General features: G+C 63.4%; 18 protein-coding genes. 9 read left to right on the plus strand and 9 right to left on the minus strand.

All coding sequences use genetic code 11. The features are described 5' to 3' along the window. Positions 1-54: 54 nt before the first annotated feature. From purB to JZZ72_RS01760, 5 genes are all read right to left on the minus strand, one after another. Positions 55-1,425, minus strand: coding sequence for an adenylosuccinate lyase (purB, locus tag JZZ72_RS01740; RefSeq protein ID WP_043860860.1), 1,371 nt, complete (start codon positions 1,423-1,425; stop codon positions 55-57). A gap of 135 nt (positions 1,426-1,560) precedes the next feature. Beyond that, positions 1,561-2,181 (minus strand): high frequency lysogenization protein HflD, encoded by a 621-nt coding sequence (gene hflD / locus JZZ72_RS01745; protein ID WP_043860859.1) that lies wholly within the window; start codon positions 2,179-2,181, stop codon positions 1,561-1,563. After that, positions 2,181-3,302, minus strand: coding sequence for a tRNA 2-thiouridine(34) synthase MnmA (gene mnmA / locus JZZ72_RS01750; RefSeq protein ID WP_058541215.1), 1,122 nt, complete (start codon positions 3,300-3,302; stop codon positions 2,181-2,183). Before mnmA ends, hflD begins: the two co-directional genes overlap by 1 nt. Before the next feature lie 73 nt (positions 3,303-3,375). Beyond that, on the minus strand, positions 3,376-3,816 hold the full coding sequence (locus JZZ72_RS01755) for an NUDIX hydrolase (protein ID WP_054915102.1): 441 nt from the start codon (positions 3,814-3,816) through the stop codon (positions 3,376-3,378). Between the two features lie 162 nt (positions 3,817-3,978). After that, positions 3,979-6,204: an NADP-dependent isocitrate dehydrogenase gene (locus JZZ72_RS01760; RefSeq protein ID WP_054915101.1), complete on the minus strand. Its 2,226-nt coding sequence runs from the start codon at positions 6,202-6,204 to the stop codon at positions 3,979-3,981. Between the two features lie 418 nt (positions 6,205-6,622). Here JZZ72_RS01760 and icd point away from each other — a divergent pair, with 418 nt between their 5' ends. Continuing rightward, entirely contained in the window at positions 6,623-7,879 is a 1,257-nt protein-coding gene (icd, locus tag JZZ72_RS01765; RefSeq protein WP_043860855.1) for an NADP-dependent isocitrate dehydrogenase, read from the plus strand. Between the two features lie 61 nt (positions 7,880-7,940). Here the strand turns inward: icd and cspD are convergent, their stop codons facing one another. Further along, positions 7,941-8,195 (minus strand): cold shock domain-containing protein CspD, encoded by a 255-nt coding sequence (cspD, locus tag JZZ72_RS01770; protein ID WP_058541364.1) that lies wholly within the window; start codon positions 8,193-8,195, stop codon positions 7,941-7,943. A gap of 228 nt (positions 8,196-8,423) precedes the next feature. Between cspD and clpS the strand changes: the two genes are divergently transcribed. Together clpS and clpA are read left to right on the plus strand one after the other, a co-directional pair. Beyond that, positions 8,424-8,786 (plus strand): ATP-dependent Clp protease adapter ClpS, encoded by a 363-nt coding sequence (gene clpS / locus JZZ72_RS01775; RefSeq protein WP_043860853.1) that lies wholly within the window; start codon positions 8,424-8,426, stop codon positions 8,784-8,786. A gap of 30 nt (positions 8,787-8,816) precedes the next feature. Further along, complete coding sequence (clpA, locus tag JZZ72_RS01780) at positions 8,817-11,087, plus strand: ATP-dependent Clp protease ATP-binding subunit ClpA (RefSeq protein ID WP_043860852.1); 2,271 nt, start codon at positions 8,817-8,819, stop codon at positions 11,085-11,087. Between the two features lie 130 nt (positions 11,088-11,217). On the opposite strand, the gene infA is transcribed toward clpA, so the two are convergent. From infA to aat, 3 genes are all read right to left on the minus strand, one after another. Next, positions 11,218-11,436, minus strand: a complete 219-nt coding sequence (gene infA, locus JZZ72_RS01785) for a translation initiation factor IF-1 (protein ID WP_002553999.1) — start codon at positions 11,434-11,436, stop codon at positions 11,218-11,220. A gap of 101 nt (positions 11,437-11,537) precedes the next feature. Further along, positions 11,538-12,245 carry an arginyltransferase gene (locus JZZ72_RS01790; RefSeq protein ID WP_043860851.1) on the minus strand — a complete coding sequence of 236 codons (708 nt, stop codon included), beginning with the start codon at positions 12,243-12,245 and terminating at the stop codon, positions 11,538-11,540. 75 nt (positions 12,246-12,320) lie between these two features. Continuing rightward, complete coding sequence (aat, locus tag JZZ72_RS01795; RefSeq protein ID WP_088515153.1) at positions 12,321-12,998, minus strand: leucyl/phenylalanyl-tRNA--protein transferase; 678 nt, start codon at positions 12,996-12,998, stop codon at positions 12,321-12,323. Between the two features lie 341 nt (positions 12,999-13,339). On the opposite strand from aat, the gene ftsK reads away from it, so the two are divergent. The 6 genes from ftsK (at position 13,340) to cysG (ending at position 20,834) form a co-directional block, all read left to right on the plus strand. Next, positions 13,340-15,745 carry a DNA translocase FtsK gene (gene ftsK, locus JZZ72_RS01800; protein ID WP_058541214.1) on the plus strand — a complete coding sequence of 802 codons (2,406 nt, stop codon included), beginning with the start codon at positions 13,340-13,342 and terminating at the stop codon, positions 15,743-15,745. A 65-nt stretch (positions 15,746-15,810) separates the two neighbouring features. Beyond that, a complete protein-coding gene (lolA, locus tag JZZ72_RS01805; RefSeq protein WP_043860848.1) occupies positions 15,811-16,434 on the plus strand; it encodes an outer membrane lipoprotein chaperone LolA in 624 nt (207 codons plus the stop codon). Between the two features lie 19 nt (positions 16,435-16,453). Continuing rightward, a complete protein-coding gene (locus JZZ72_RS01810) occupies positions 16,454-17,779 on the plus strand; it encodes a replication-associated recombination protein A (RefSeq protein WP_043860847.1) in 1,326 nt (441 codons plus the stop codon). Beyond that, complete coding sequence (crcB, locus tag JZZ72_RS01815) at positions 17,776-18,150, plus strand: fluoride efflux transporter CrcB (RefSeq protein ID WP_043860846.1); 375 nt, start codon at positions 17,776-17,778, stop codon at positions 18,148-18,150. The genes JZZ72_RS01810 and crcB overlap by 4 nt, the downstream gene beginning before the upstream one ends. A 17-nt stretch (positions 18,151-18,167) precedes the next feature. Continuing rightward, positions 18,168-19,448: a serine--tRNA ligase gene (gene serS, locus JZZ72_RS01820; RefSeq protein WP_054915099.1), complete on the plus strand. Its 1,281-nt coding sequence runs from the start codon at positions 18,168-18,170 to the stop codon at positions 19,446-19,448. After that, positions 19,449-20,834, plus strand: coding sequence for a siroheme synthase CysG (gene cysG / locus JZZ72_RS01825; RefSeq protein ID WP_043860844.1), 1,386 nt, complete (start codon positions 19,449-19,451; stop codon positions 20,832-20,834). The last annotated feature ends 12 nt before the right edge of the window (positions 20,835-20,846 follow it).

Below are 20,846 nucleotides of genomic sequence, written 5' to 3' on the forward strand. Positions count from 1 at the left end.
TTCTTTCAGCAATAAAAACGCCCGGCCAAGCCGGGCGTCAAAACGCGGGGGCAATCAGATGCGTTTGGCTTGTGCCGCGGCATTACCGATGTAGTTGGCCGGGGTCAGCTTCTTCAGCTCAGCGCGGGCTTCGGCCGGCATGTCCAGGCCATCGATGAAGGTTAACAGCGCTTCAGGGCTGATACCTTTGCCGCGGGTCAGCTCTTTGAGCTTCTCGTACGGGTTTTCGATGTCGTAGCGGCGCATCACGGTCTGGATCGGCTCGGCCAGGACTTCCCAGCAGGCGTCCAGGTCTTCGGCGATGCGGGCTTCGTTGATTTCCAGCTTGCTGATGCCCTTGAGGCTGGCCTCGTAGGCGATCACGCTGTGGGCGAAACCGACGCCCAGGTTGCGCAGCACGGTGGAGTCGGTCAGGTCGCGCTGCCAGCGCGAGATCGGCAGCTTGCTGGCCAGGTGCTGGAACAGCGCGTTGGCGATGCCCAGGTTGCCTTCGGAGTTCTCGAAGTCGATCGGGTTGACCTTGTGCGGCATGGTCGAGGAACCGATTTCGCCGGCAATGGTGCGCTGCTTGAAGTAGCCCAGCGAGATGTAGCCCCAGATATCGCGATCGAAGTCGATCAGGATGGTATTGAAGCGGGCGATCGCGTCGAACAGCTCGGCAATGTAGTCATGCGGTTCGATCTGGGTGGTGTAGGGGTTGAACACCAGGCCCAGCTCGTCTTCGATGAAGGCGCGGGCGTTGGCTTCCCAGTCGATCTGCGGGTAGGCCGACAGGTGGGCGTTGTAGTTGCCCACGGCGCCGTTGATCTTGCCCAGCAGCGGCACGGCGGCAACCTGGGCGATCTGGCGCTCCAGGCGGTACACCACGTTGGCCAGCTCTTTGCCCAGGGTAGTCGGCGAAGCCGGTTGGCCGTGGGTGCGCGACAGCATCGGTACGTCGGCGAAGCGGTGGGCCAGTTCGCGGATCGACTCGGCGATCTGGCGCATCAGCGGCAGCAGCACGCTGTCGCGGCCTTCGCGCAGCATCAGGCCGTGGGACAGGTTGTTGATGTCCTCGCTGGTGCAGGCGAAGTGGATGAACTCGCTGACCTTGGCCAGTTCCGGCAGCTGGGCGGCCTGCTCCTTGAGCAGGTACTCGATGGCCTTGACGTCGTGGTTGGTGGTGCGCTCGATCTCTTTGACGCGCTCGGCGTGCTCGAGGGCGAAGTCGTCGGCCAGGGCGTTGAGCACGGCGTTGGCTTCGGCGGAAAACGCTGGTACTTCAGCGATTTGCGGGTGGGCGGCCAGGCGCTGGAGCCAGCGGACCTCAACCAGGGCGCGGAAACGGATCAGGCCGTATTCGCTGAAGATGGGGCGCAGGGCCTGGGTTTTGCCGGCGTAGCGGCCGTCAACAGGGGAAACCGCAGTGAGCGAGGAAAGCTGCATGGGGTGTTCTCGGACAGTCGGGCAACGAAAAGGGCGCATATCATACATGAAAAACGCGCCCGGGTTTTGAGGGTGACAAAAGGTCTTTCGGGCCTTTTCGCTGGCAAGCCAGCGAAGGCCGCGACGCGGTCAGGGTCAGCCGCGCAGCATCGGGTACAGCTCCTTGAGCAGCTTGCGCCGGCTGATCACCAGCTGCCAGCGGTGCCCGCCCAGCTGGCGCCACAGGCGCGCAGCACGGATGCCGGCCAGCAGCAGGGCGCGGATCTTCGAGGCATTGTTGGGCTGCTGCAGGTTGCGCATGTCGCCATGCACCTGGATACGCTGGCGCAGGGTGCTCAGGGTGTCCTGGTAGAGGGCGCCGCACGAAGCGATCACGTTTTCATGCACCAGGCCGAAATGATCGGCCTGGGACTGGATCTGCGGCAGGCGCTTGCCGATGGTGTCGAGCATGTCGCCACGCTTGGCCAGCTGGCGCTCCAGGCCCAGCATCGACAAGGCGTAGCGCAGCGGCTCGCGCTGCAGGCTGGCAGGGTCGCGCTCCAGCGCGCTGGCCAGGGCGCGGTAGCCATCCTTGAGGTTCAGGTCGTCACCGCCGAACACCTCCAGGGTGTCCTTGGGGTCGCGTACCAGCAGGCTGCCGAGCATGCAGCCCAGGTCGGCCTCGCTGGCCTGGCCCGTGCGGGCGATTCGGTCGACCAGCACGGCGGCCTGGAATACCCCGCCCAGGGCGACCAGTTGCTCTTGCATCTGGTTCATCAGCGGCTGCTCCAGGGCTCGGCCACTTCGATCACACCGCCCCCCAGGCATACCTCACCGTCATAGAACACCACCGACTGGCCCGGCGTCACGGCGCGCTGCGGCTCGTCGAAAACGGCGCGGTAGCCGCTTGCGGTGCGTTCCAGGGTGCACGCCTGGTCGCTCTGGCGGTAGCGCACCTTGGCCGTCAGCTGGCGCGGGCTGGAGAGGTCGACGGGGTTGACCCAGAAGATCTCCGAGGCGAGCAGGGCGCGGGAGAACAGCCACGGGTGCTCGTTGCCCTGGCCGACCACCAGCACGTTGCGGCTGAGGTCTTTCTCCAGCACGTACCACGGCTCGTCGCTGGCATCCTTGAGGCCGCCGATGCCCAGGCCCTGACGCTGGCCGATGGTGTGGTACATCAGGCCGTGGTGCTGGCCGATGACTTCACCCTCGGTGGTCTGGATTTCACCGGGCTGCGCCGGCAGGTATTGCTTGAGAAAATCGCTGAAGCGGCGCTCGCCGATAAAGCAGATACCGGTGGAGTCCTTCTTCTTGGCCGTGGCCAGGCCGTGTTTTTCGGCGATGGCGCGCACCTCGGGCTTTTCCAGTTCGCCCACCGGGAACAGTGTGCGGGCGATCTGCTCGCCGCCGACGGCGTGCAGGAAGTAGCTCTGGTCCTTGTTCGGGTCCAGGCCCTTGAGCAGCTCGGTACGCCCGTCGATGTCGCGGCGGCGCACATAGTGGCCGGTGGCGATCAGGTCGGCACCGAGCATCAGGGCGTAGTCGAGGAACGCCTTGAACTTGATTTCGCGGTTGCACAGGATGTCCGGGTTCGGCGTGCGCCCGGCCTTGTACTCTTCCAGGAAGTGCTCGAACACGTGGTCCCAGTACTCGGCGGCAAAGTTGGCAGTGTGCAGCTTGATGCCGATGCGGTCGCACACGGCCTGGGCATCGGCCAGGTCTTCGCGGGCGGTGCAGTATTCGGTGCCGTCGTCCTCTTCCCAGTTCTTCATGAACAGGCCTTCCACCTGGTAGCCCTGCTCGATCAGCAGGAGGGCGGAGACGGAAGAGTCCACGCCGCCGGACATGCCGACGATGACGCGTGTCTTTTCGGGTTCGTAGAGTGCTGGACTGGTCATAGGTACCGGCTGTGTATCTGGAAAAAGACGTCGATTCTATCAGGCTGCGCCGCGCAAGGCGAAAGCCGCGGCTTCAATTGCGGATCAGGCTCAGGCTGTGCAGCGGGCCGGCCAGGTAGTCGTCGATGCATTGCGGCACCAGCTCGCTGCGCCAGCGCTCGGGGTCGGCCAGCAGTTCGTCGCGGGTGAGCCAGGTGGCGCGCACGATGTCGGTGTCCAGGGCGCGTTCGGGGTGGTGGCGAAGCGGGCGGGCAGCGAAGCAGATGCGCTGGTAGGTCACGCCGTTGCTGGGGGCGGTATAGAGGTAGATGCCGACGATGCCGGTAAGCTCGACGTCCCAGGCGGTTTCTTCGAGGGTTTCGCGCAGGGCGGCTTCGAGCAGGGTTTCGTTGGCTTCGAGGTGGCCGGCGGGCTGGTTGAAGACGTGCCGGCCGGCCTTGAATTCCTCGACCAGCAGGAAGCGGCCGTTGTCTTCGACGATGGTGGCGACGGTGATGTGGGGTTGCCAGGTCATGCGGGTGCCTTCGTAGTGGGGTGGCGTGCCTCTTCGCCGGCAAGGCCGGCTCCTACAAAGGGCTGTAGGAGCCGGCCTTGCCGGCGAAGAGGGCGCCGCCGATGTCCAGAAAGCACAAACCCCGGTGCGTGGCCGGGGTCTGTGTGTCAGCTCAAGCCAACCTTACAGCGCGGCAACCGCGTTGTTGAAGGTCTGGCTCGGGCGCATTGCCTTGGCGGTCAGCTCGGCATCGGGGTAGTAGTAACCACCGATTTCAACCGGCTTGCCCTGGACTGCGTTGAGCTCGGCGACGATGGTCGCTTCGTTCTCGGTCAGTGCCTTGGCCAGCGGTGCGAAGCGTGCTTGCAGCGCCGCGTCATCGGTCTGTGCAGCCAGTGCCTGGGCCCAGTACAGGGTCAGGTAGAAGTGGCTGCCACGGTTGTCGATGCTGCCAACCTTGCGCGCAGGGGACTTGTTGTTGTCCAGGAACTGGCCGGTGGCCTGGTCCAGGGTCGCAGCCAGTACCTTGGCCTTGGGGTTGGCGTAGGCGGTGCTCAGGTGCTCGAGCGAAGCTGCCAGGGCCAGGAACTCGCCCAGCGAATCCCAGCGCAGGAAGTTTTCTTCCACCAGCTGTTGCACGTGCTTGGGTGCCGAACCGCCGGCGCCGGTTTCGAACAGGCCGCCGTTGTTCATCAGCGGCACGATCGACAGCATCTTGGCGCTGGTGCCCAGCTCCATGATCGGGAACAGGTCGGTCAGGTAGTCACGCAGCACGTTGCCGGTGACCGAGATGGTGTCTTCGCCGGCACGGATGCGCTGCAGCGAAACCTTCATGGCCTCGACAGGCGACAGGACACGGATGTCCAGGCCGGTGGTGTCGTGGTCTTTCAGGTACTTCTGGACCTTCTCGATCAGCACGCCGTCGTGGGCGCGTTGCGGGTCGAGCCAGAAGATCGCCGGGGTGGCGCTGGCGCGGGCACGGTTGACGGCCAGCTTGACCCAGTCCTGAATCGGCGCGTCCTTGGTCTGGCACATGCGGAAGATGTCGCCGGCCTCGACGTCCTGGGACAGCAGCAGGTTGCCCTTGCCGTCGACGACGCGGATCACGCCATCAGCCTTGGCCTGGAAGGTCTTGTCGTGGGAGCCGTACTCTTCGGCCTTCTGTGCCATCAGGCCGACGTTCGGCACGCTGCCCATGGTGGTAGGGTCGAAGGCGCCGTGTTGCTTGCAGTCTTCGATCACCGCCTGGTAGATGGTGGCGTAGCAGCGATCCGGGATCACTGCCTTGGTGTCCTGCAGTTGGCCTTCGGTGTTCCACATCTTGCCCGAGTCGCGGATCATCGCCGGCATCGAGGCGTCGACGATGACGTCGCTCGGCACGTGCAGGTTGGTGATGCCCTTGTCGGAGTTGACCATGGCCAGCGCCGGGCGCACGGCATACACGGCCTGCACGTCGGCTTCGATCTGGGCCTGCTGCTCGGCTGGCAGGTCCTTGATGCGGGCGTACAGGTCGCCGATGCCGTTGTTCAGGTTGAAGCCGACCTGCTCCAGTACGGCGGCGTGCTTGGTCAGCGCGTCCTTGTAGTACTCGGCGACGATCTGGCCGAACATGATCGGGTCGGAGACCTTCATCATGGTGGCCTTCAGGTGAACCGACAGCAGTACGCCCTGGGCCTTGGCTTCTTCGATCTGGGCAGCGATGAAGCTGCGCAGGGCCTTGGTGCTGAGCACGGCGCAGTCGACGATTTCGCCGGCCTTGACCGCGGTCTTTTCTTTCAGGACGGTGGTCGAACCGTCCTTGGCCAGCAGCTCGATGCGCAGGCTGTCATCGGCTTCGATCAGCGCGGCTTTTTCGCTGCCGTAGAAGTCGCCGTTGTCCATGTGCGCGACGTGCGACTTGGAGTCGGCTGCCCAGGCGCCCATCTTGTGCGGGTGCTTGCGGGCGTAGTTCTTGACCGACAGCGGTGCGCGGCGGTCGGAGTTGCCTTCGCGCAGTACCGGGTTCACGGCGCTGCCCTTGATGCGGTCGTAGCGGGCGCGGGCTTCTTTTTCCGCGTCGGTGCTGACGGTGTCCGGGTAGTCCGGGATGTTGAAGCCCTTGGCTTGCAGTTCCTTGATCGCGGCCTTCAGCTGCGGTACCGAGGCGCTGATGTTCGGCAGCTTGATGATGTTGGCTTCAGGTGTGGTTGCCAGTTGGCCCAGTTCTGCCAGGTGGTCGGCCACTTGCTTGTCGGCGCCGAGCTGTTCAGGGAAGGCAGAGAGGATACGGCCAGCGAGCGAGATGTCACGGGTTTCGACGGCGATGTCGGCAGTGGCGGTGAACGCTTCGACGATGGGCAGCAGTGAGTAGGTGGCGAGGGCGGGGGCTTCGTCGGTGAAGGTGTAGATGATCTTGGATCGGGTGGGCATATTCGGGTTAACTCTCTGTTTTGCTGAGCGTGCGCGGAATCTCGAGGGGTGCGCAGGATAGGCGCTTCGCTCAAGCGGATCCATGAGCAGAAAGTCGAGGATTCCGGGCTGTGATGGTGGGTTGCATCAGTCGAGTGTCAAACGGCTGAACTGCGGTAACAGCCCAGTCTTGTCGGGGCCGGACGTCTCTATTCGGACCGGTCGCCCCCAGTGACCCTTTGGTCACCGGCGGAGTATATCAAACCCTTGGTCGTAATCATCAAGGTCAACATGTCGGATGGCCACTTTTAGACCAAAGACGTAGAGCGTTTTACGCTGGTATGACGGTTTTTTCGGCGAGGTTTGCGTCTGCGTTCAACTGGGTTAGGCTCTGGGGATTGCATGAAGTCCTATCAACCAGAAAAAAGCGGAGTGCAGCATGGGATACCAGAAAATCAAGGTTCCGGCAGTCGGTGACAAAATCACCGTCAACGCAGACCATTCTCTCAATGTTCCCGACAATCCGATCATCCCCTTCATTGAAGGTGACGGTATTGGCGTCGATGTCAGCCCGGTGATGATCAAGGTGGTCGATGCTGCAGTCGAAAAGGCTTATGGCGGCAAGCGCAAGATCTCCTGGATGGAAGTGTACGCCGGCGAGAAGGCCACCCAGGTCTACGACCAGGACACCTGGCTGCCCCAGGAAACCCTGGATGCGGTGAAAGACTACGTGGTATCGATCAAGGGCCCGCTGACCACCCCGGTCGGCGGTGGCATCCGTTCGCTGAACGTCGCCCTGCGCCAGCAACTGGACCTGTACGTGTGCCTGCGTCCGGTGGTGTGGTTCGAGGGTGTGCCCAGCCCGGTGAAAAAACCTGGCGACGTCGACATGGTGATCTTTCGCGAGAACTCCGAGGACATCTATGCCGGCATCGAGTGGAAGGCCGGCTCGCCCGAGGCGAACAAGGTCATCAAGTTCCTCAAGGAGGAAATGGGTGTCACCAAGATCCGCTTCGACCAGGATTGCGGCATCGGCATCAAGCCGGTTTCCAAGGAAGGCACCCAGCGCCTGGTGCGCAAGGCCCTGCAGTATGTGGTGGATAACGACCGCGAGTCGCTGACCATCGTGCACAAGGGCAACATCATGAAGTTCACCGAGGGGGCCTTCAAGGACTGGGGCTACGAGGTGGCCAAGAACGAATTCGGCGCCGAGCTGCTCGATGGCGGCCCGTGGATGAAATTCAAGAACCCCAAGACCGGGCGTGAAGTGATCGTCAAGGACGCCATTGCCGACGCCATGCTCCAGCAGATCCTGCTGCGTCCGGCCGAGTACGACGTGATCGCCACCCTCAACCTGAACGGTGACTACCTGTCCGACGCCCTGGCGGCGGAGGTGGGCGGTATCGGTATCGCGCCGGGTGCCAACCTGTCGGACACCGTGGCCATGTTCGAGGCCACCCACGGCACGGCGCCCAAGTACGCCGGCAAGGATCAGGTCAACCCTGGTTCGGTGATCCTGTCGGCCGAGATGATGCTGCGTCACCTGGGCTGGACCGAGGCGGCGGACCTGATCATCAAGGGCACCAACGGGGCTATCAAGGCCAAGACCGTGACCTACGACTTCGAACGCCTGATGGAAGGCGCGACGCTGGTGTCGAGCTCGGGCTTCGGTGAGGCGCTGATCAAGCACATGTAAGCGGGCAGCAAAAGGCCGGCCTGTCCGTGAGGGCAGGCCGGCCCTGGTGTTCCTGGGGTGTTCAGGCGTCGATCGTGGTCGCGCTGCCGGCGGGCTCGCTCTGGGCGCTGGTGACGACGGGTCTTATGTTCTGCGCATGAAACCCCTTGGGTGCCTGAATGATATCGAATGTGACGACTTGTCCGGCCTTCAGGGTCTTGTAACCTTCCATGTTAATGGCAGAGAAGTGGGCAAACAGGTCCTCATCCTTGCCATCCTCGTTGATGAATCCGAATCCCTTGGCATTGTTGAACCACTTGACTTTGCCGGTTGCCATCCTCATATCCCTCTGCAAAGGACTCCATCACTGGAGTATCATCCACTCCATCCGCCTATGAACCTGCGAAAATTCTGGTTGACTGCGCGGATCTTTATCGACCACGGTGGGCTCTTATTGGTTGTAACACCGATTTGCCGATAGTCAAGGTCAGGCGACGGCCGTTCCGGCGTGTGGCCAGGCGGTCCACATTCAACCTTAACCTGTCGAAATGATGAATTTCTTTCCATGCATGCACATAGCCAGATTCGACTAACATTCAATCAGGATCGCCCGCAGCAGGATGAGGACGATGGCTCTGGTCTGGCGGTACAGGAAGCCAAGCCCGCGCTGCAGGCACCACCGATGTACAAGGTGGTTTTGTTCAACGATGACTACACACCGATGGATTTCGTCGTCGAAGTGCTCGAGGTGTTTTTTAACCTGAATCGCGAGCTGGCGACCAAGGTCATGCTGGCCGTCCATACAGAAGGGCGGGCAGTGTGCGGATTGTTTACCCGCGACATCGCCGAGACCAAGGCCATGCAGGTCAACCAATACGCCCGGGAAAGCCAGCATCCGCTACTCTGTGAAATCGAGAAGGACGGTTAATCGCCGACCACTTGGGTATGAGGTGAAGCTATGTTAAACCGCGAGCTCGAAGTCACCCTCAATCTGGCCTTCAAGGAGGCCCGTTCGAAGCGTCATGAGTTCATGACCGTCGAACACCTTCTGCTGGCGCTTTTGGATAATGAGGCCGCCGCAACCGTTTTGCGTGCCTGTGGAGCCAACCTCGACAAGCTCAAGCACGACCTGCAGGAGTTCATCGACTCCACCACGCCACTGATCCCCGTGCATGATGAAGACCGCGAGACCCAGCCAACCCTGGGCTTCCAGCGGGTGCTTCAGCGTGCCGTGTTCCATGTACAGAGCTCGGGTAAACGTGAAGTCACCGGCGCCAATGTGCTGGTGGCGATCTTCAGCGAGCAGGAAAGCCAGGCGGTGTTCCTGCTCAAACAGCAAAGTGTCGCGCGAATCGACGTGGTCAACTACATCGCCCACGGCATCTCCAAGGTGCCGGGCCATGGCGAACACCAGGACGGCGAGCAGGACATGCAGGACGAAGACGGCGGCGAAGCCTCGTCCTCGAGCAATCCGCTGGATGCCTATGCCAGCAACCTCAATGAACTGGCACGCCAGGGGCGTATCGACCCGCTGGTGGGGCGCGAGACCGAGGTCGAGCGCGTGGCGCAGATCCTTGCGCGTCGGCGCAAGAACAACCCGCTGCTGGTGGGCGAGGCCGGGGTGGGCAAGACCGCCATCGCCGAAGGCCTGGCCAAGCGTATCGTCGACGGTCAGGTGCCTGACCTGCTGGCCCAGAGCGTGGTCTATTCGCTGGACCTGGGCGCCTTGCTGGCCGGTACCAAGTACCGTGGCGACTTCGAGAAGCGCTTCAAGGCGCTGCTCGGCGAACTGCGCAAGCGTCCGCAGGCGATCCTGTTCATCGACGAAATCCACACCATCATCGGCGCCGGTGCGGCATCGGGCGGGGTGATGGATGCGTCCAACCTGCTCAAGCCGCTGCTGTCTTCGGGTGATATCCGTTGCATCGGCTCGACTACGTTCCAGGAGTTCCGCGGCATCTTCGAGAAGGACCGGGCCCTGGCGCGGCGCTTCCAGAAGGTGGATGTCAGCGAGCCGTCGGTGGAAGACACCATCGGCATCCTGCGCGGCCTCAAGGGGCGTTTCGAGTCCCATCACAGCATCGAGTACAGCGATGAGTCGCTGCGTGCCGCAGCGGAGCTTGCAGCGCGCTACATCAATGACCGTCACATGCCGGACAAGGCCATCGACGTGATCGACGAGGCGGGGGCGTACCAGCGCCTGCAGCCGGTAGAGAAGCGCGTCAAGCGCATCGATGTGCAGCAGGTGGAAGACATCGTCGCCAAGATTGCGCGCATTCCGCCAAAGCACGTCACCAGTTCCGACAAGGAGCTGCTGCGCAACCTGGAGCGCGACCTGAAGCTGACCGTGTTTGGCCAGGATGCCGCGATCGATTCGCTGGCCACCGCCATCAAGCTGTCGCGTGCCGGCCTGAAGGCGCCGGACAAGCCGGTGGGCTCGTTCCTGTTTGCAGGCCCTACCGGGGTCGGCAAGACCGAGGCGGCGCGTCAGCTGGCCAAGGCGCTGGGGGTCGAGCTGGTGCGTTTCGACATGTCCGAGTACATGGAGCGTCACACCGTGTCGCGCCTGATCGGTGCGCCTCCGGGCTATGTCGGGTTCGACCAGGGCGGCCTGTTGACCGAAGCCATCACCAAGCAGCCGCATTGCGTGCTGCTGCTCGATGAAATCGAGAAGGCTCACCCGGAAGTCTTCAACCTGCTGCTGCAGGTGATGGACCACGGTACCCTGACCGACAACAACGGGCGCAAGGCGGACTTTCGCAACGTCATCGTGATCATGACCACCAACGCCGGCGCCGAGACTGCGGCACGGGCCTCGATCGGGTTTACCCATCAGGACCACTCGTCCGACGCGATGGAAGTGATCAAGAAGAGCTTCACGCCGGAGTTCCGCAACCGCTTGGACACCATCATCCAGTTTGGTCGCCTGAGCCACGAAGTGATCAAGAGCGTGGTCGACAAGTTCCTCACCGAACTGCAGGCCCAGCTGGAAGACAAGCGCGTACTGCTGGAGGTGTCGGATGCTGCTCGCAGCTACCTGGCAGCCGGTGGCTACGATGCGCAGATGGGTGCGCGGCCCATGGCGCGGCTTATCCAGGACAAGATCAAGCGGCCGCTGGCCGAAGAGATCCTGTTTGGCGAGCTGGCCGAGCATGGCGGCGTGGTGCACATCGACCTGCGCGATGGCGAGCTGGTGTTCGACTTCGAGACCACGGCCGAGATGGCCTGATCGCGTTCGCCGGCACGGCCGGCTCCTGCGGGGTGATGCAGCCCTGGTAGGGGTCGGCCTGGCCGGCGAGGCTTTTCAGGCAGGCACGCAAAAACGCCCGGCACTGGCCGGGCGTTCTTGTGTGTAGCGTTTAGCGGGCGCGGTAGGTGATGCGCCCTTTGCTCAGGTCATAAGGCGTCAGTTCGACGCGGACCTTGTCGCCGGTGAGAATACGGATGTAGTTCTTGCGCATCTTGCCGGAGATATGCGCGGTAACGACGTGCCCATTTTCCAACTCCACGCGGAACATGGTGTTGGGCAGGGTGTCGACGACAGTGCCTTCCATTTCGAAGCTGTCTTCTTTCGACATGCAGTAAAGCCCTCGGTGTCCAGTTGCCGGCCCGGTGCAACTGCGCCAGGCTAAAAAGTGGCGTGCATTGTGCCCGAAAAATGGGGTTCAAGCCAAGGGTTTCAGTTAAGCGTGACCCATCGTTGATTGATCAGCAGCTCGATGGGGCGGTACTGGGTCTTGTAATTCATCTTTTTGCAGTTCTTGATCCAGTACCCGAGATAGACCGCTTCAAGCCCCAGGCGCAGGGTTTCGCTGATCTGCCAGAGGATCGCGAAACGTCCCAGGCTGCGCCGTTCTTCCTGGGGTTCGTAGAAGGTGTACACCGCCGATACGCCGTTGGGCAGCAGGTCGGTGACCGCCACCGCCAGCAGCTTGCCGTCCAGGCGAAACTCGTAGAAGCGTGAAAACGGCAGGTCGCGGACCAGGAAGGTGGAGAACTGGTCGCGGCTGGGCGGGTACATGTCGCCGTCGGCATGGCGCTGCTCGATGTAGCGGCGGTACAGCTCGAAGTATTCTTCGTTGAACCGAGGGCGTGCGGGGGTCACCACCAGGTCGGCGTTGCGCTTGATGATGCGCTTCTGCTGGCGATTGGGCGTAAAGCGAGCCGCCGGGATGCGCGCAGGTACGCACGCATTGCAGTTCTGGCAATGCGGGCGGTACAGGTGGTCGCCGCTGCGACGAAAGCCCATTTCCGACAGGTCTGCGTAGACGTTGGCGTCCATTGGCTGGCTCGGGTCGAGAAACAGCGTGGTGGCTTGCTCGTCTGGCAGGTAGCTGCAGGCATGGGGTTGAGTGGCATAAAACTTCAACCGCGCCAGCTCTGTCATGATCAACCCCTCGGGAGGTGCGTTTGGATTAAGTGTAAGCCAGCTGTGAAAACTCGCCTAGCAAACGCCAGGACGTCAGGCCCAGCTGACGTTGGCCGGCTGGTCGAGGTAGTTGCGCAGGTACTCGGCAAAGGCGCTGCGAGCGATGGAGCGGGCGCCGAGGCTGTGCAGGTGGTTGGTGGGCATCTGGCAGTCGATGAGCACGAAGCCGGCCGCCTTGAGGTGTTCGACCAGGTGCACGAAGCCCACCTTGGAAGCGTTGTCGGCGCGGCTGAACATCGATTCGCCAAAGAACAGGCGGCCCATGGCCAGGCCGTAGAGCCCGCCCACCAGCTCGCCGTTTTCGCGCACTTCCACCGAGTGGGCGAAGCCCTGCTGGTGCAGCGTGAGGTAGGCAGCCTGCATGGGGTCGGTGATCCAGGTGCCGTCGGCATAGTCGCGAGGCGCCGCACAGGCACTGATCACGCTGGCAAAGTCCTGGTCGAAGCTGACCTGATAGCGGCCCTGGCGAATGACCTTGCGCAGCGAGCGCGACACGTGCAGCTCGTCCGGGAACAACACGGTGCGCGGGTCGGGCGACCACCACAGGATCGGCTGGCCGTCCTGGTACCAGGGGAAGCAGCCATGGCGATAGGCCTGCACCAGGCGCTCGGCACTCAGGTCGCCGCCGGCGGCGAGCAGGCCGTTGGGTTCGTGCAGGGCCTTTTCCAGGGGCGGGAAGTCCAGGTTGTTGCGGCTCAGCCAGGTCAGCATGGAGGTGGGTCGCCGTGCGGTGGAGGAGGGGAGGGGAAGGATCGCCGCAAAAGGCTTCGTCGGCAAGGCCGGCGCCTGCCGTTGCGCCGCCGGCGTTGGCGGGCGGCGCAACTTAACCTGCACTATGCTGTCCCAACTACGCAAAAACCCCGCATAAGCCTTTGTCACAAAAGAGAATGCGTGCTCAAATTGCCGTATAGGAAATTGGCCCCCGTTTACGCCTCGTTCCGGCGTGCCGTCATGGCGGCAGGCGGGCAGTAATGTTAAAAGTAGTGGTTTGTTGACCCGGTCGCCCGGTCGACCCCTGTTGGACGCGCATTGAGCGCAGGAATAGACGCGTTTTGAAGAAATCCACCGCAACACCCAACCCCGAGCCGATCTGGCGCCAGCAGCTGCACTACCGGCTCAAGGAAGGTGCGCTGATCGCCATGGGCGCGCTGTGCCTGTACCTGTGGATGGCCCTGCTCACCTACGACCAGGCCGACCCGGGCTTCAGCCATACCAGCAATGTCGAGCAGGTGCAGAACGCCGCCGGTCGCGCCGGGGCGTTCTTTGCCGACGTGTTGTTCATGGTGCTGGGCTATTTCGCCTATATCTTCCCGTTGCTGCTGGCGATCAAGACCTGGCAGATCTTCCGCGAACGTCATCAGCCCTGGCAGTGGAGCGGCTGGCTGTTCTCCTGGCGTTTGATCGGCCTGGTGTTCCTGGTGCTGTCGGGCGCCGCGCTGGCGCATATCCATTTCCATTCGGCCCCGAGCCTGCCGGCCTCGGCGGGCGGCGCGCTGGGCGAAAGCCTGGGTGACCTGGCCAAGAACGCGCTGAACGTGCAGGGCAGCACCCTGATGTTCATCGCGCTGTTCCTGTTCGGCCTGACCGTGTTCACCGACCTGTCGTGGTTCAAGGTGATGGACATCACCGGCAAGATCACCCTCGACCTGTTCGAACTGTTCCAGGGTGCGGCCAACCGCTGGTGGACCGGGCGCAACGAGCGCAAGCGCCTGGTTGCCCAACTGCGTGAAGTCGACGAGCAGGTGCACGACGTGGTGGCGCCTGTGGTGCCCGACCGCCGCGAGCAGCTCAAGGCCAAGGAACGCATCATCGAGCGCGATACCGCGTTGAGCAAGCATGTGGCCGAACGCGAGCAGCATGTGCCACCGGTGATCATGCCGGCGCCGGCCAAGGCGCCAGAGCCGAGCAAGCGCGTGCAGAAGGAAAAGCAGGCGCCGTTGTTCGTGGACAGCGCCATCGAAGGCACGCTGCCACCGATTTCGATTCTCGACCCGGCCGAGAAGAAGAAGGTCAACTATTCGCCAGAGTCCCTGGCGGGCGTGGGCCATCTGCTGGAAATCAAGCTCAAGGAGTTCGGGGTTGAAGTGTCGGTGGACTCGATCCACCCCGGCCCTGTGATCACCCGCTACGAAATCCAGCCGGCCGCCGGGGTCAAGGTCAGCCGCATCGCCAACCTGGCCAAGGACCTGGCGCGCTCGCTGGCGGTAACCAGCGTGCGCGTGGTCGAAGTGATCCCGGGCAAGACCACGGTGGGTATCGAGATCCCCAACGAAGACCGCCAGATCGTGCGCTTCTCCGAGGTGCTGTCGTCGCCGCAGTATGACGAGGCCAAGTCGCCTGTGACCATGGCCCTGGGTCACGATATCGGCGGCAAGCCGGTGATCACCGACCTGGCCAAGATGCCGCACCTGCTGGTGGCCGGTACCACAGGTTCCGGTAAATCGGTGGGCGTGAACGCGATGATCCTGTCGATCCTGTTCAAGTCCGGCCCCGAAGACGCCAAATTGATCATGATCGACCCGAAGATGCTCGAACTGTCGATCTACGAAGGCATCCCGCACCTGCTGTGCCCGGTGGTCACCGACATGAAGGACGCCGCCAATGCCCTGCGCTGGAGCGTGGCCGAGATGGAGCGCCGCTACAAGCTGATGGCGGCCATGGGCGTGCGCAACCTGGCCGGCTTCAACCGCAAGATCAAGGACGCCGAAGAGGCGGGCGAGCCGATCTACGACCCGATGTTCAAGCGCGAAAGCATGGATGACGTGCCGCCGCTGCTCAAGACCCTGCCGACCATCGTGGTGGTGGTGGACGAATTCGCCGACATGATGATGATCGTCGGCAAGAAGGTCGAAGAACTGATCGCCCGTATCGCGCAGAAGGCGCGGGCTGCCGGTATCCACCTGATCCTGGCCACCCAGCGTCCGTCGGTGGACGTGATCACCGGCCTGATCAAGGCCAACATCCCGACCCGCATGGCGTTCCAGGTATCGAGCAAGATCGACTCGCGTACCATCATCGACCAGGGCGGCGCCGAACAACTGCTGGGCCATGGTGACATGCTGTACATGCCGCCGGGCACCAGCCTGCCGATTCGCGTGCACGGCGCCTTCGTGTCCGACGAAGAGGTTCACCGCGTGGTCGAGGCCTGGAAGCTGCGCGGCGCCCCGGACTACAACGACGACATCCTCAGCGGTGTCGAAGAGGCCGGCAGCGGCTTCGATGGGGGCGGTGGTGGTGGCGGTGACGATGACGCCGAAACCGACGCGCTGTACGACGAGGCCGTGCAGTTCGTGCTCGAAAGCCGTCGTGCCTCCATTTCCGCGGTACAGCGCAAGCTCAAGATCGGCTACAACCGTGCCGCCCGCATGATCGAGGCGATGGAAATGGCCGGTGTGGTCACTGCCATGAACACCAACGGTTCGCGTGAAGTGATTGCGCCCGGACCGATGCGCGACTGATGATTCCTTATCTGCCGGCGGCCATTGACGGCCGCCGGCCCACCCCTACTGCAACGAGGATTTCCATGCGCCTGATTCGCATGCTGTTGGTTTCCGCCATGGCCCTGTCCAGCGCTTCGGTTTTCGCCGCAGAGGCGGACGTCAAAAGCCTGACCCAATTGCTGGAGACGTCCAAGACCATTTCTGCCGGTTTCTCGCAACTGACCCTCGATGGCAGCGGCACCCAGTTGCAGGAAACCACCGGTCAGATGGCGGTACAGCGCCCTGGTCTGTTCTACTGGCACACCGATGCGCCTGCCGAGCAGGTGGTGGTGTCGGACGGCAAGAAGGTGACCCTGTGGGACCCGGACCTGGAACAGGCGACCATCAAGAAGCTCGACGAGCGTCTGACCGAAACGCCGGCCTTGCTGTTGTCGGGTGATATCTCGAAAATCAGCCAGAGCTTCGATATCACCTCCAAGCAACAGGGTGACGTGATCGATTTCACGCTCAAGCCCAAAACCAAGGACACCCTGTTCGACTCGCTGCGCCTGTCCTTCCGCAAGGGGCTGGTGAACGATATGCAACTGATCGACAGCGTCGGCCAGCGCACCAACATCCTGTTCAGCGGGGTCAAGGCCAATGAGCCGATCCCGGCGAGCAAATTCAAGTTCGTCGTGCCTGAAGGCGCCGACGTGATTCAAGAGTAAAGAGGTCAAGCTCGCGTCCATGGACCTGTTTCGAAGTGACCCTGTTGCCCAGCCCTTGGCCGCGCGCCTGCGCCCGGCCAACCTGGACGAATACGTCGGCCAGCAGCACCTGCTGGCGCGCGGCAAGCCGCTGCGCGAGGCACTGGAGCAGGGCGCGCTGCACTCGATGATCTTCTGGGGCCCGCCCGGGGTGGGCAAGACCACCCTGGCGCGTTTGCTGGCACAGTTCTGCGAGGCGCACTTCGAGACCGTCTCGGCCGTACTGGCCGGGGTCAAGGAGATCCGCCAGGCGGTGGAGATCGCCAAGCAGCAGGCCGCCCAGTACGGGCGGCGCACCATCCTGTTCGTCGACGAGGTGCACCGCTTCAACAAGTCGCAGCAGGACGCCTTTCTGCCGTATGTGGAAGACGGCACGCTGATCTTCATCGGCGCCACCACCGAAAACCCCTCGTTCGAACTCAACAACGCCCTGCTGTCGCGGGCGCGCGTATATGTGCTCAAGAGCCTGGACGAAGCCGCGTTGCACCGCCTGGTGGAGCGCGCACTGACCGAGGAGCGGGGCCTGGGCAAGCGCAACCTGAGCCTGGGCGACGAAGCCTTCAAGATGCTGCTGGCTGCCGCCGATGGCGATGGCCGGCGCCTGCTCAACCTGCTGGAGAATGCCTCGGACCTGGCCGAAGACGGCAGCGAGATCGGGGTGGAACTGCTGCAAAGCCTGCTTGGCGATACCCGTCGACGTTTCGACAAGGGCGGCGAGGCCTTCTACGACCAGATTTCCGCATTGCACAAGTCGGTGCGTGGCTCCAACCCCGATGGGGCGCTGTACTGGTTCGCACGCATGCTCGATGGCGGCTGCGACCCGTTGTACCTGGCGCGGCGCGTGGTGCGCATGGCCAGCGAAGACATCGGCAACGCCGACCCGCGTGCGCTGAGCCTGTGTCTGGCTGCGTGGGACGTGCAGGAGCGCCTGGGCAGCCCCGAGGGCGAGCTGGCGGTGGCCCAGGCCATTACGTACCTGGCCTGTGCGCCCAAGAGCAACGCGGTGTACATGGGCTTCAAGACCGCCCTGCGCGAAGCCGCCGAGCATGGTTCGCTGGAAGTGCCGCTGCACCTGCGCAACGCACCCACCAAGCTGATGAAGCAACTGGGCTACGGCGACGAGTACCGTTATGCCCACGACGAGCCCGATGCCTATGCGGCGGGCGAAGACTACTTTCCCGATGACCTCGCGCCGCGCCAGTACTACCAGCCGGTGCCTCGCGGCCTGGAACTGAAGATCGGCGAGAAGCTGCGCCACCTGGCCGAACTCGATCGCCTGAGCCCGCGCCAGCGGAGAAAGCCATGATTGCCCTGGTGGCCGCAGTCAGCGCCGGGGGCATTGCCGGCACGCTGCTGCGCTTTGCCGCGGGAAATTGGGTCAATGCCCACTGGCCACGCCACTTCTATCTCGGTACGCTGGCGGTCAACCTGATTGGCTGCCTGCTGATCGGCTTGCTCTACGGGCTGTTTCTGCATCGCCCGCTGGTGCCGGTCGAGCTGCGCGCAGGCCTGATCGTCGGCTTCCTTGGCGGCCTGACGACCTTTTCATCCTTTTCCATGGACACCGTACGCCTGCTCGAAAGCGGGCAAGCGCCCCTGGCGTTCGGCTATGCCAGCCTCAGTGTAGTGGGTGGCCTGCTCGCCACCTGGGCCGGTTTGTCCTTGACCAAATTCTGAACCAGCGAGAAAACGATATGCTCGATTCCCAACTGTTACGCGGCCAACTTCAGGAAGTGGCGGATCGCCTGGCTTCCCGTGGCTTCAGCCTGGATGTCGCGCGCATCGAAGCACTTGAAGAGCGCCGCAAGTCTGTGCAGACCCGCACCGAACAGCTGCAGGCCGAGCGTAACGCCCGTTCCAAATCCATCGGCCAGGCCAAGGCCAAGGGTGAGGACATTGCCCCGCTGATGGCCGACGTCGAGCGCATGGCCAACGAACTGGCTGCCGGCAAGGTGGAGCTGGAAGGTATCCGCGAAGAGCTGGACGCTATCCTGCTGACCATCCCCAACCTGCCGGACGCCAGCGTACCGGTGGGCGCCGATGAAGACGACAACGTCGAAGTGCGCCGCTGGGGCACCCCGCGCAGCTTCGATTTTGCGATCCAGGACCACGTCGCCCTGGGCGAGCGCAACGGCTACCTCGACTTCGAGACCGCAGCCAAGCTGTCGGGCGCGCGGTTTGCCCTGCTGCGCGGCCCGATCGCCCGTCTGCACCGTGCCCTGGCGCAGTTCATGATCAACCTGCACACCGCCGAGCATGGCTACGAGGAAGCCTACACCCCGTACCTGGTACAGGCCCCGGCGCTGCAAGGTACCGGCCAGCTGCCCAAGTTCGAGGAAGACCTGTTCAAGATCAGCCGCGAAGGCGAGGCCGACTTCTACCTGATCCCGACGGCCGAAGTGTCGCTGACCAACATCGTGGCCGGCGAAATCGTCGATGCCAAGCAACTGCCGATCAAGTTCGTCGCCCACACCCCGTGCTTTCGTAGCGAAGCCGGTGCGTCGGGTCGCGATACCCGCGGCATGATCCGCCAGCACCAGTTCGACAAGGTCGAGATGGTCCAGGTGGTCGAGCCGGGCAAGTCGATGGAAGCCCTCGAAGGCCTGACTGCCAACGCCGAGCGCGTGCTGCAACTGCTGGAGCTGCCTTACCGCGTACTGTCGCTGTGCACCGGCGACATGGGCTTCAGTGCCGTGAAGACCTACGACCTGGAAGTGTGGGTGCCGAGCCAGGACAAGTACCGCGAAATTTCCTCGTGCTCCAACTGCGGCGACTTCCAGGCGCGCCGCATGCAGGCCCGCTGGCGCAACCCGGAAACCGGCAAGCCGGAGCTGGTGCATACCCTCAACGGCTCGGGCCTGGCTGTAGGCCGTACCCTGGTGGCAGTGTTGGAGAACTACCAGCAGGCTGATGGCAGCATCCGTGTACCGGAAGTGCTCAAGCCTTACATGGGTGGCCTGGAGATCATCGGTTAAATGGAGTTCCTGCCGCTGTTCCACAACCTGCGGGGCAGCCAGGTGCTGGTCGTGGGTGGAGGCGAGATTGCCTTGCGCAAGTCTCGCCTGCTGGCCGATGCAGGTGCCGTGCTGCGGGTGGTTGCCCCTGAAATCGAGGGGCAGCTGGCCGAACTGGCACGCTCCAGTGGCGGCCAGACCCTGGCCCGCGGCTATCACGAAAGCGACCTCGACGGTTGCCAACTGATCATCGCCGCCACCGACGACCAGGCGCTCAACGCCCAGGTATCGGCCGATGCGCGCCAGCGCTGTGTGCCGGTCAACGTGGTGGATGCGCCGGCCTTGTGCACGGTGATCTTCCCGGCGATCGTCGACCGTTCGCCACTGGTGGTAGCGGTGTCCAGCGGCGGCGATGCGCCGGTGCTGGCACGCCTGATCCGCGCCAAGCTGGAAACCTGGATTCCTGCCGCCTATGGCGAACTGGCCGGCCTGGCCGCGCGCTTTCGCCATCGGGTCAAGGAGCTGTACCCCGACGTGAACCAGCGTCGTGGGTTCTGGGAAGACGTGTTCCAGGGCCCGATTGCCGAGCGCCAGCTGGCCGGGCAGGGCGCCGAAGCCGAACGCCTGCTGCAGGCCAAGGTGGACGGCGCGCTGCCGCAGACCTCGGGTGAGGTGTACCTGGTGGGGGCGGGGCCGGGTGATCCGGACTTGCTGACCTTCCGTGCGCTGCGCCTGATGCAGCAGGCCGATGTGGTGCTGTACGACCGCCTGGTGGCGCCCGCCATCATCGAGTTGTGCCGGCGCGACGCCGAGCGCATCTACGTGGGCAAGCGCCGCGCCGATCACAGTGTGCCGCAGGACCAGATCAACCAGCTGCTGGTGACCCTGGCCAAGCAAGGCAAGCGCGTGCTGCGCCTCAAGGGCGGCGATCCGTTCATCTTCGGCCGGGGTGGCGAGGAGATCGAAGAGCTGGCCGAGCATGGCATACCCTTCCAGGTGGTGCCGGGCATCACTGCGGCCAGCGGCTGCTCGGCGTATGCCGGCATCCCGCTGACCCATCGCGATTATGCCCAGTCGGTGCGCTTCGTGACCGGCCACCTCAAGGACGGTACCAGCAACCTGCCGTGGAATGACCTGGTGGCGCCTGCGCAGACCCTGGTGTTCTACATGGGGCTGGTGGGCTTGCCGACCATCTGTGCCGAGCTGATTCGTCACGGTCGTGCGGCTAGTACGCCGGCGGCGCTGGTGCAGCAGGGCACTACCACCAACCAGCGGGTGTTTACCGGCACCCTGGCCGACCTGCCGCAACTGGTGGCGGAGCATGAAGTGCATGCGCCGACGCTGGTGATCGTGGGCGAGGTGGTGCAGCTTCGCGAGAAGCTGGCGTGGTTCGAAGGGGCTCAGTAACAACAGCTTCGC

It is taken from the genome of Pseudomonas palmensis, assembly GCF_017848315.1.
GTDB classification, from domain to species: Bacteria; Pseudomonadota; Gammaproteobacteria; order Pseudomonadales; family Pseudomonadaceae; genus Aquipseudomonas; species Aquipseudomonas palmensis.

Coding starts and splice junctions, on each gene's coding strand:
- JZZ72_RS01810 (WP_043860847.1), top strand. CDS start 16,454: ATGGACCTGTTTCGAAGTGACCCTGTTGCCCAGCCCTTGGCCGCGCGC.
- infA (WP_002553999.1), bottom strand. CDS start 11,436: ATGTCGAAAGAAGACAGCTTCGAAATGGAAGGCACTGTCGTCGACACC.
- cspD (WP_058541364.1), bottom strand. CDS start 8,195: ATGGCAACCGGCAAAGTCAAGTGGTTCAACAATGCCAAGGGATTCGGA.
- clpA (WP_043860852.1), top strand. CDS start 8,817: ATGTTAAACCGCGAGCTCGAAGTCACCCTCAATCTGGCCTTCAAGGAG.
- JZZ72_RS01760 (WP_054915101.1), bottom strand. CDS start 6,204: ATGCCCACCCGATCCAAGATCATCTACACCTTCACCGACGAAGCCCCC.
- JZZ72_RS01790 (WP_043860851.1), bottom strand. CDS start 12,245: ATGACAGAGCTGGCGCGGTTGAAGTTTTATGCCACTCAACCCCATGCC.
- clpS (WP_043860853.1), top strand. CDS start 8,424: ATGCATGCACATAGCCAGATTCGACTAACATTCAATCAGGATCGCCCG.
- purB (WP_043860860.1), bottom strand. CDS start 1,425: ATGCAGCTTTCCTCGCTCACTGCGGTTTCCCCTGTTGACGGCCGCTAC.
- icd (WP_043860855.1), top strand. CDS start 6,623: ATGGGATACCAGAAAATCAAGGTTCCGGCAGTCGGTGACAAAATCACC.
- crcB (WP_043860846.1), top strand. CDS start 17,776: ATGATTGCCCTGGTGGCCGCAGTCAGCGCCGGGGGCATTGCCGGCACG.
- serS (WP_054915099.1), top strand. CDS start 18,168: ATGCTCGATTCCCAACTGTTACGCGGCCAACTTCAGGAAGTGGCGGAT.
- cysG (WP_043860844.1), top strand. CDS start 19,449: ATGGAGTTCCTGCCGCTGTTCCACAACCTGCGGGGCAGCCAGGTGCTG.
- hflD (WP_043860859.1), bottom strand. CDS start 2,181: ATGAACCAGATGCAAGAGCAACTGGTCGCCCTGGGCGGGGTATTCCAG.
- JZZ72_RS01755 (WP_054915102.1), bottom strand. CDS start 3,816: ATGACCTGGCAACCCCACATCACCGTCGCCACCATCGTCGAAGACAAC.
- aat (WP_088515153.1), bottom strand. CDS start 12,998: ATGCTGACCTGGCTGAGCCGCAACAACCTGGACTTCCCGCCCCTGGAA.
- lolA (WP_043860848.1), top strand. CDS start 15,811: ATGCGCCTGATTCGCATGCTGTTGGTTTCCGCCATGGCCCTGTCCAGC.
- mnmA (WP_058541215.1), bottom strand. CDS start 3,302: ATGACCAGTCCAGCACTCTACGAACCCGAAAAGACACGCGTCATCGTC.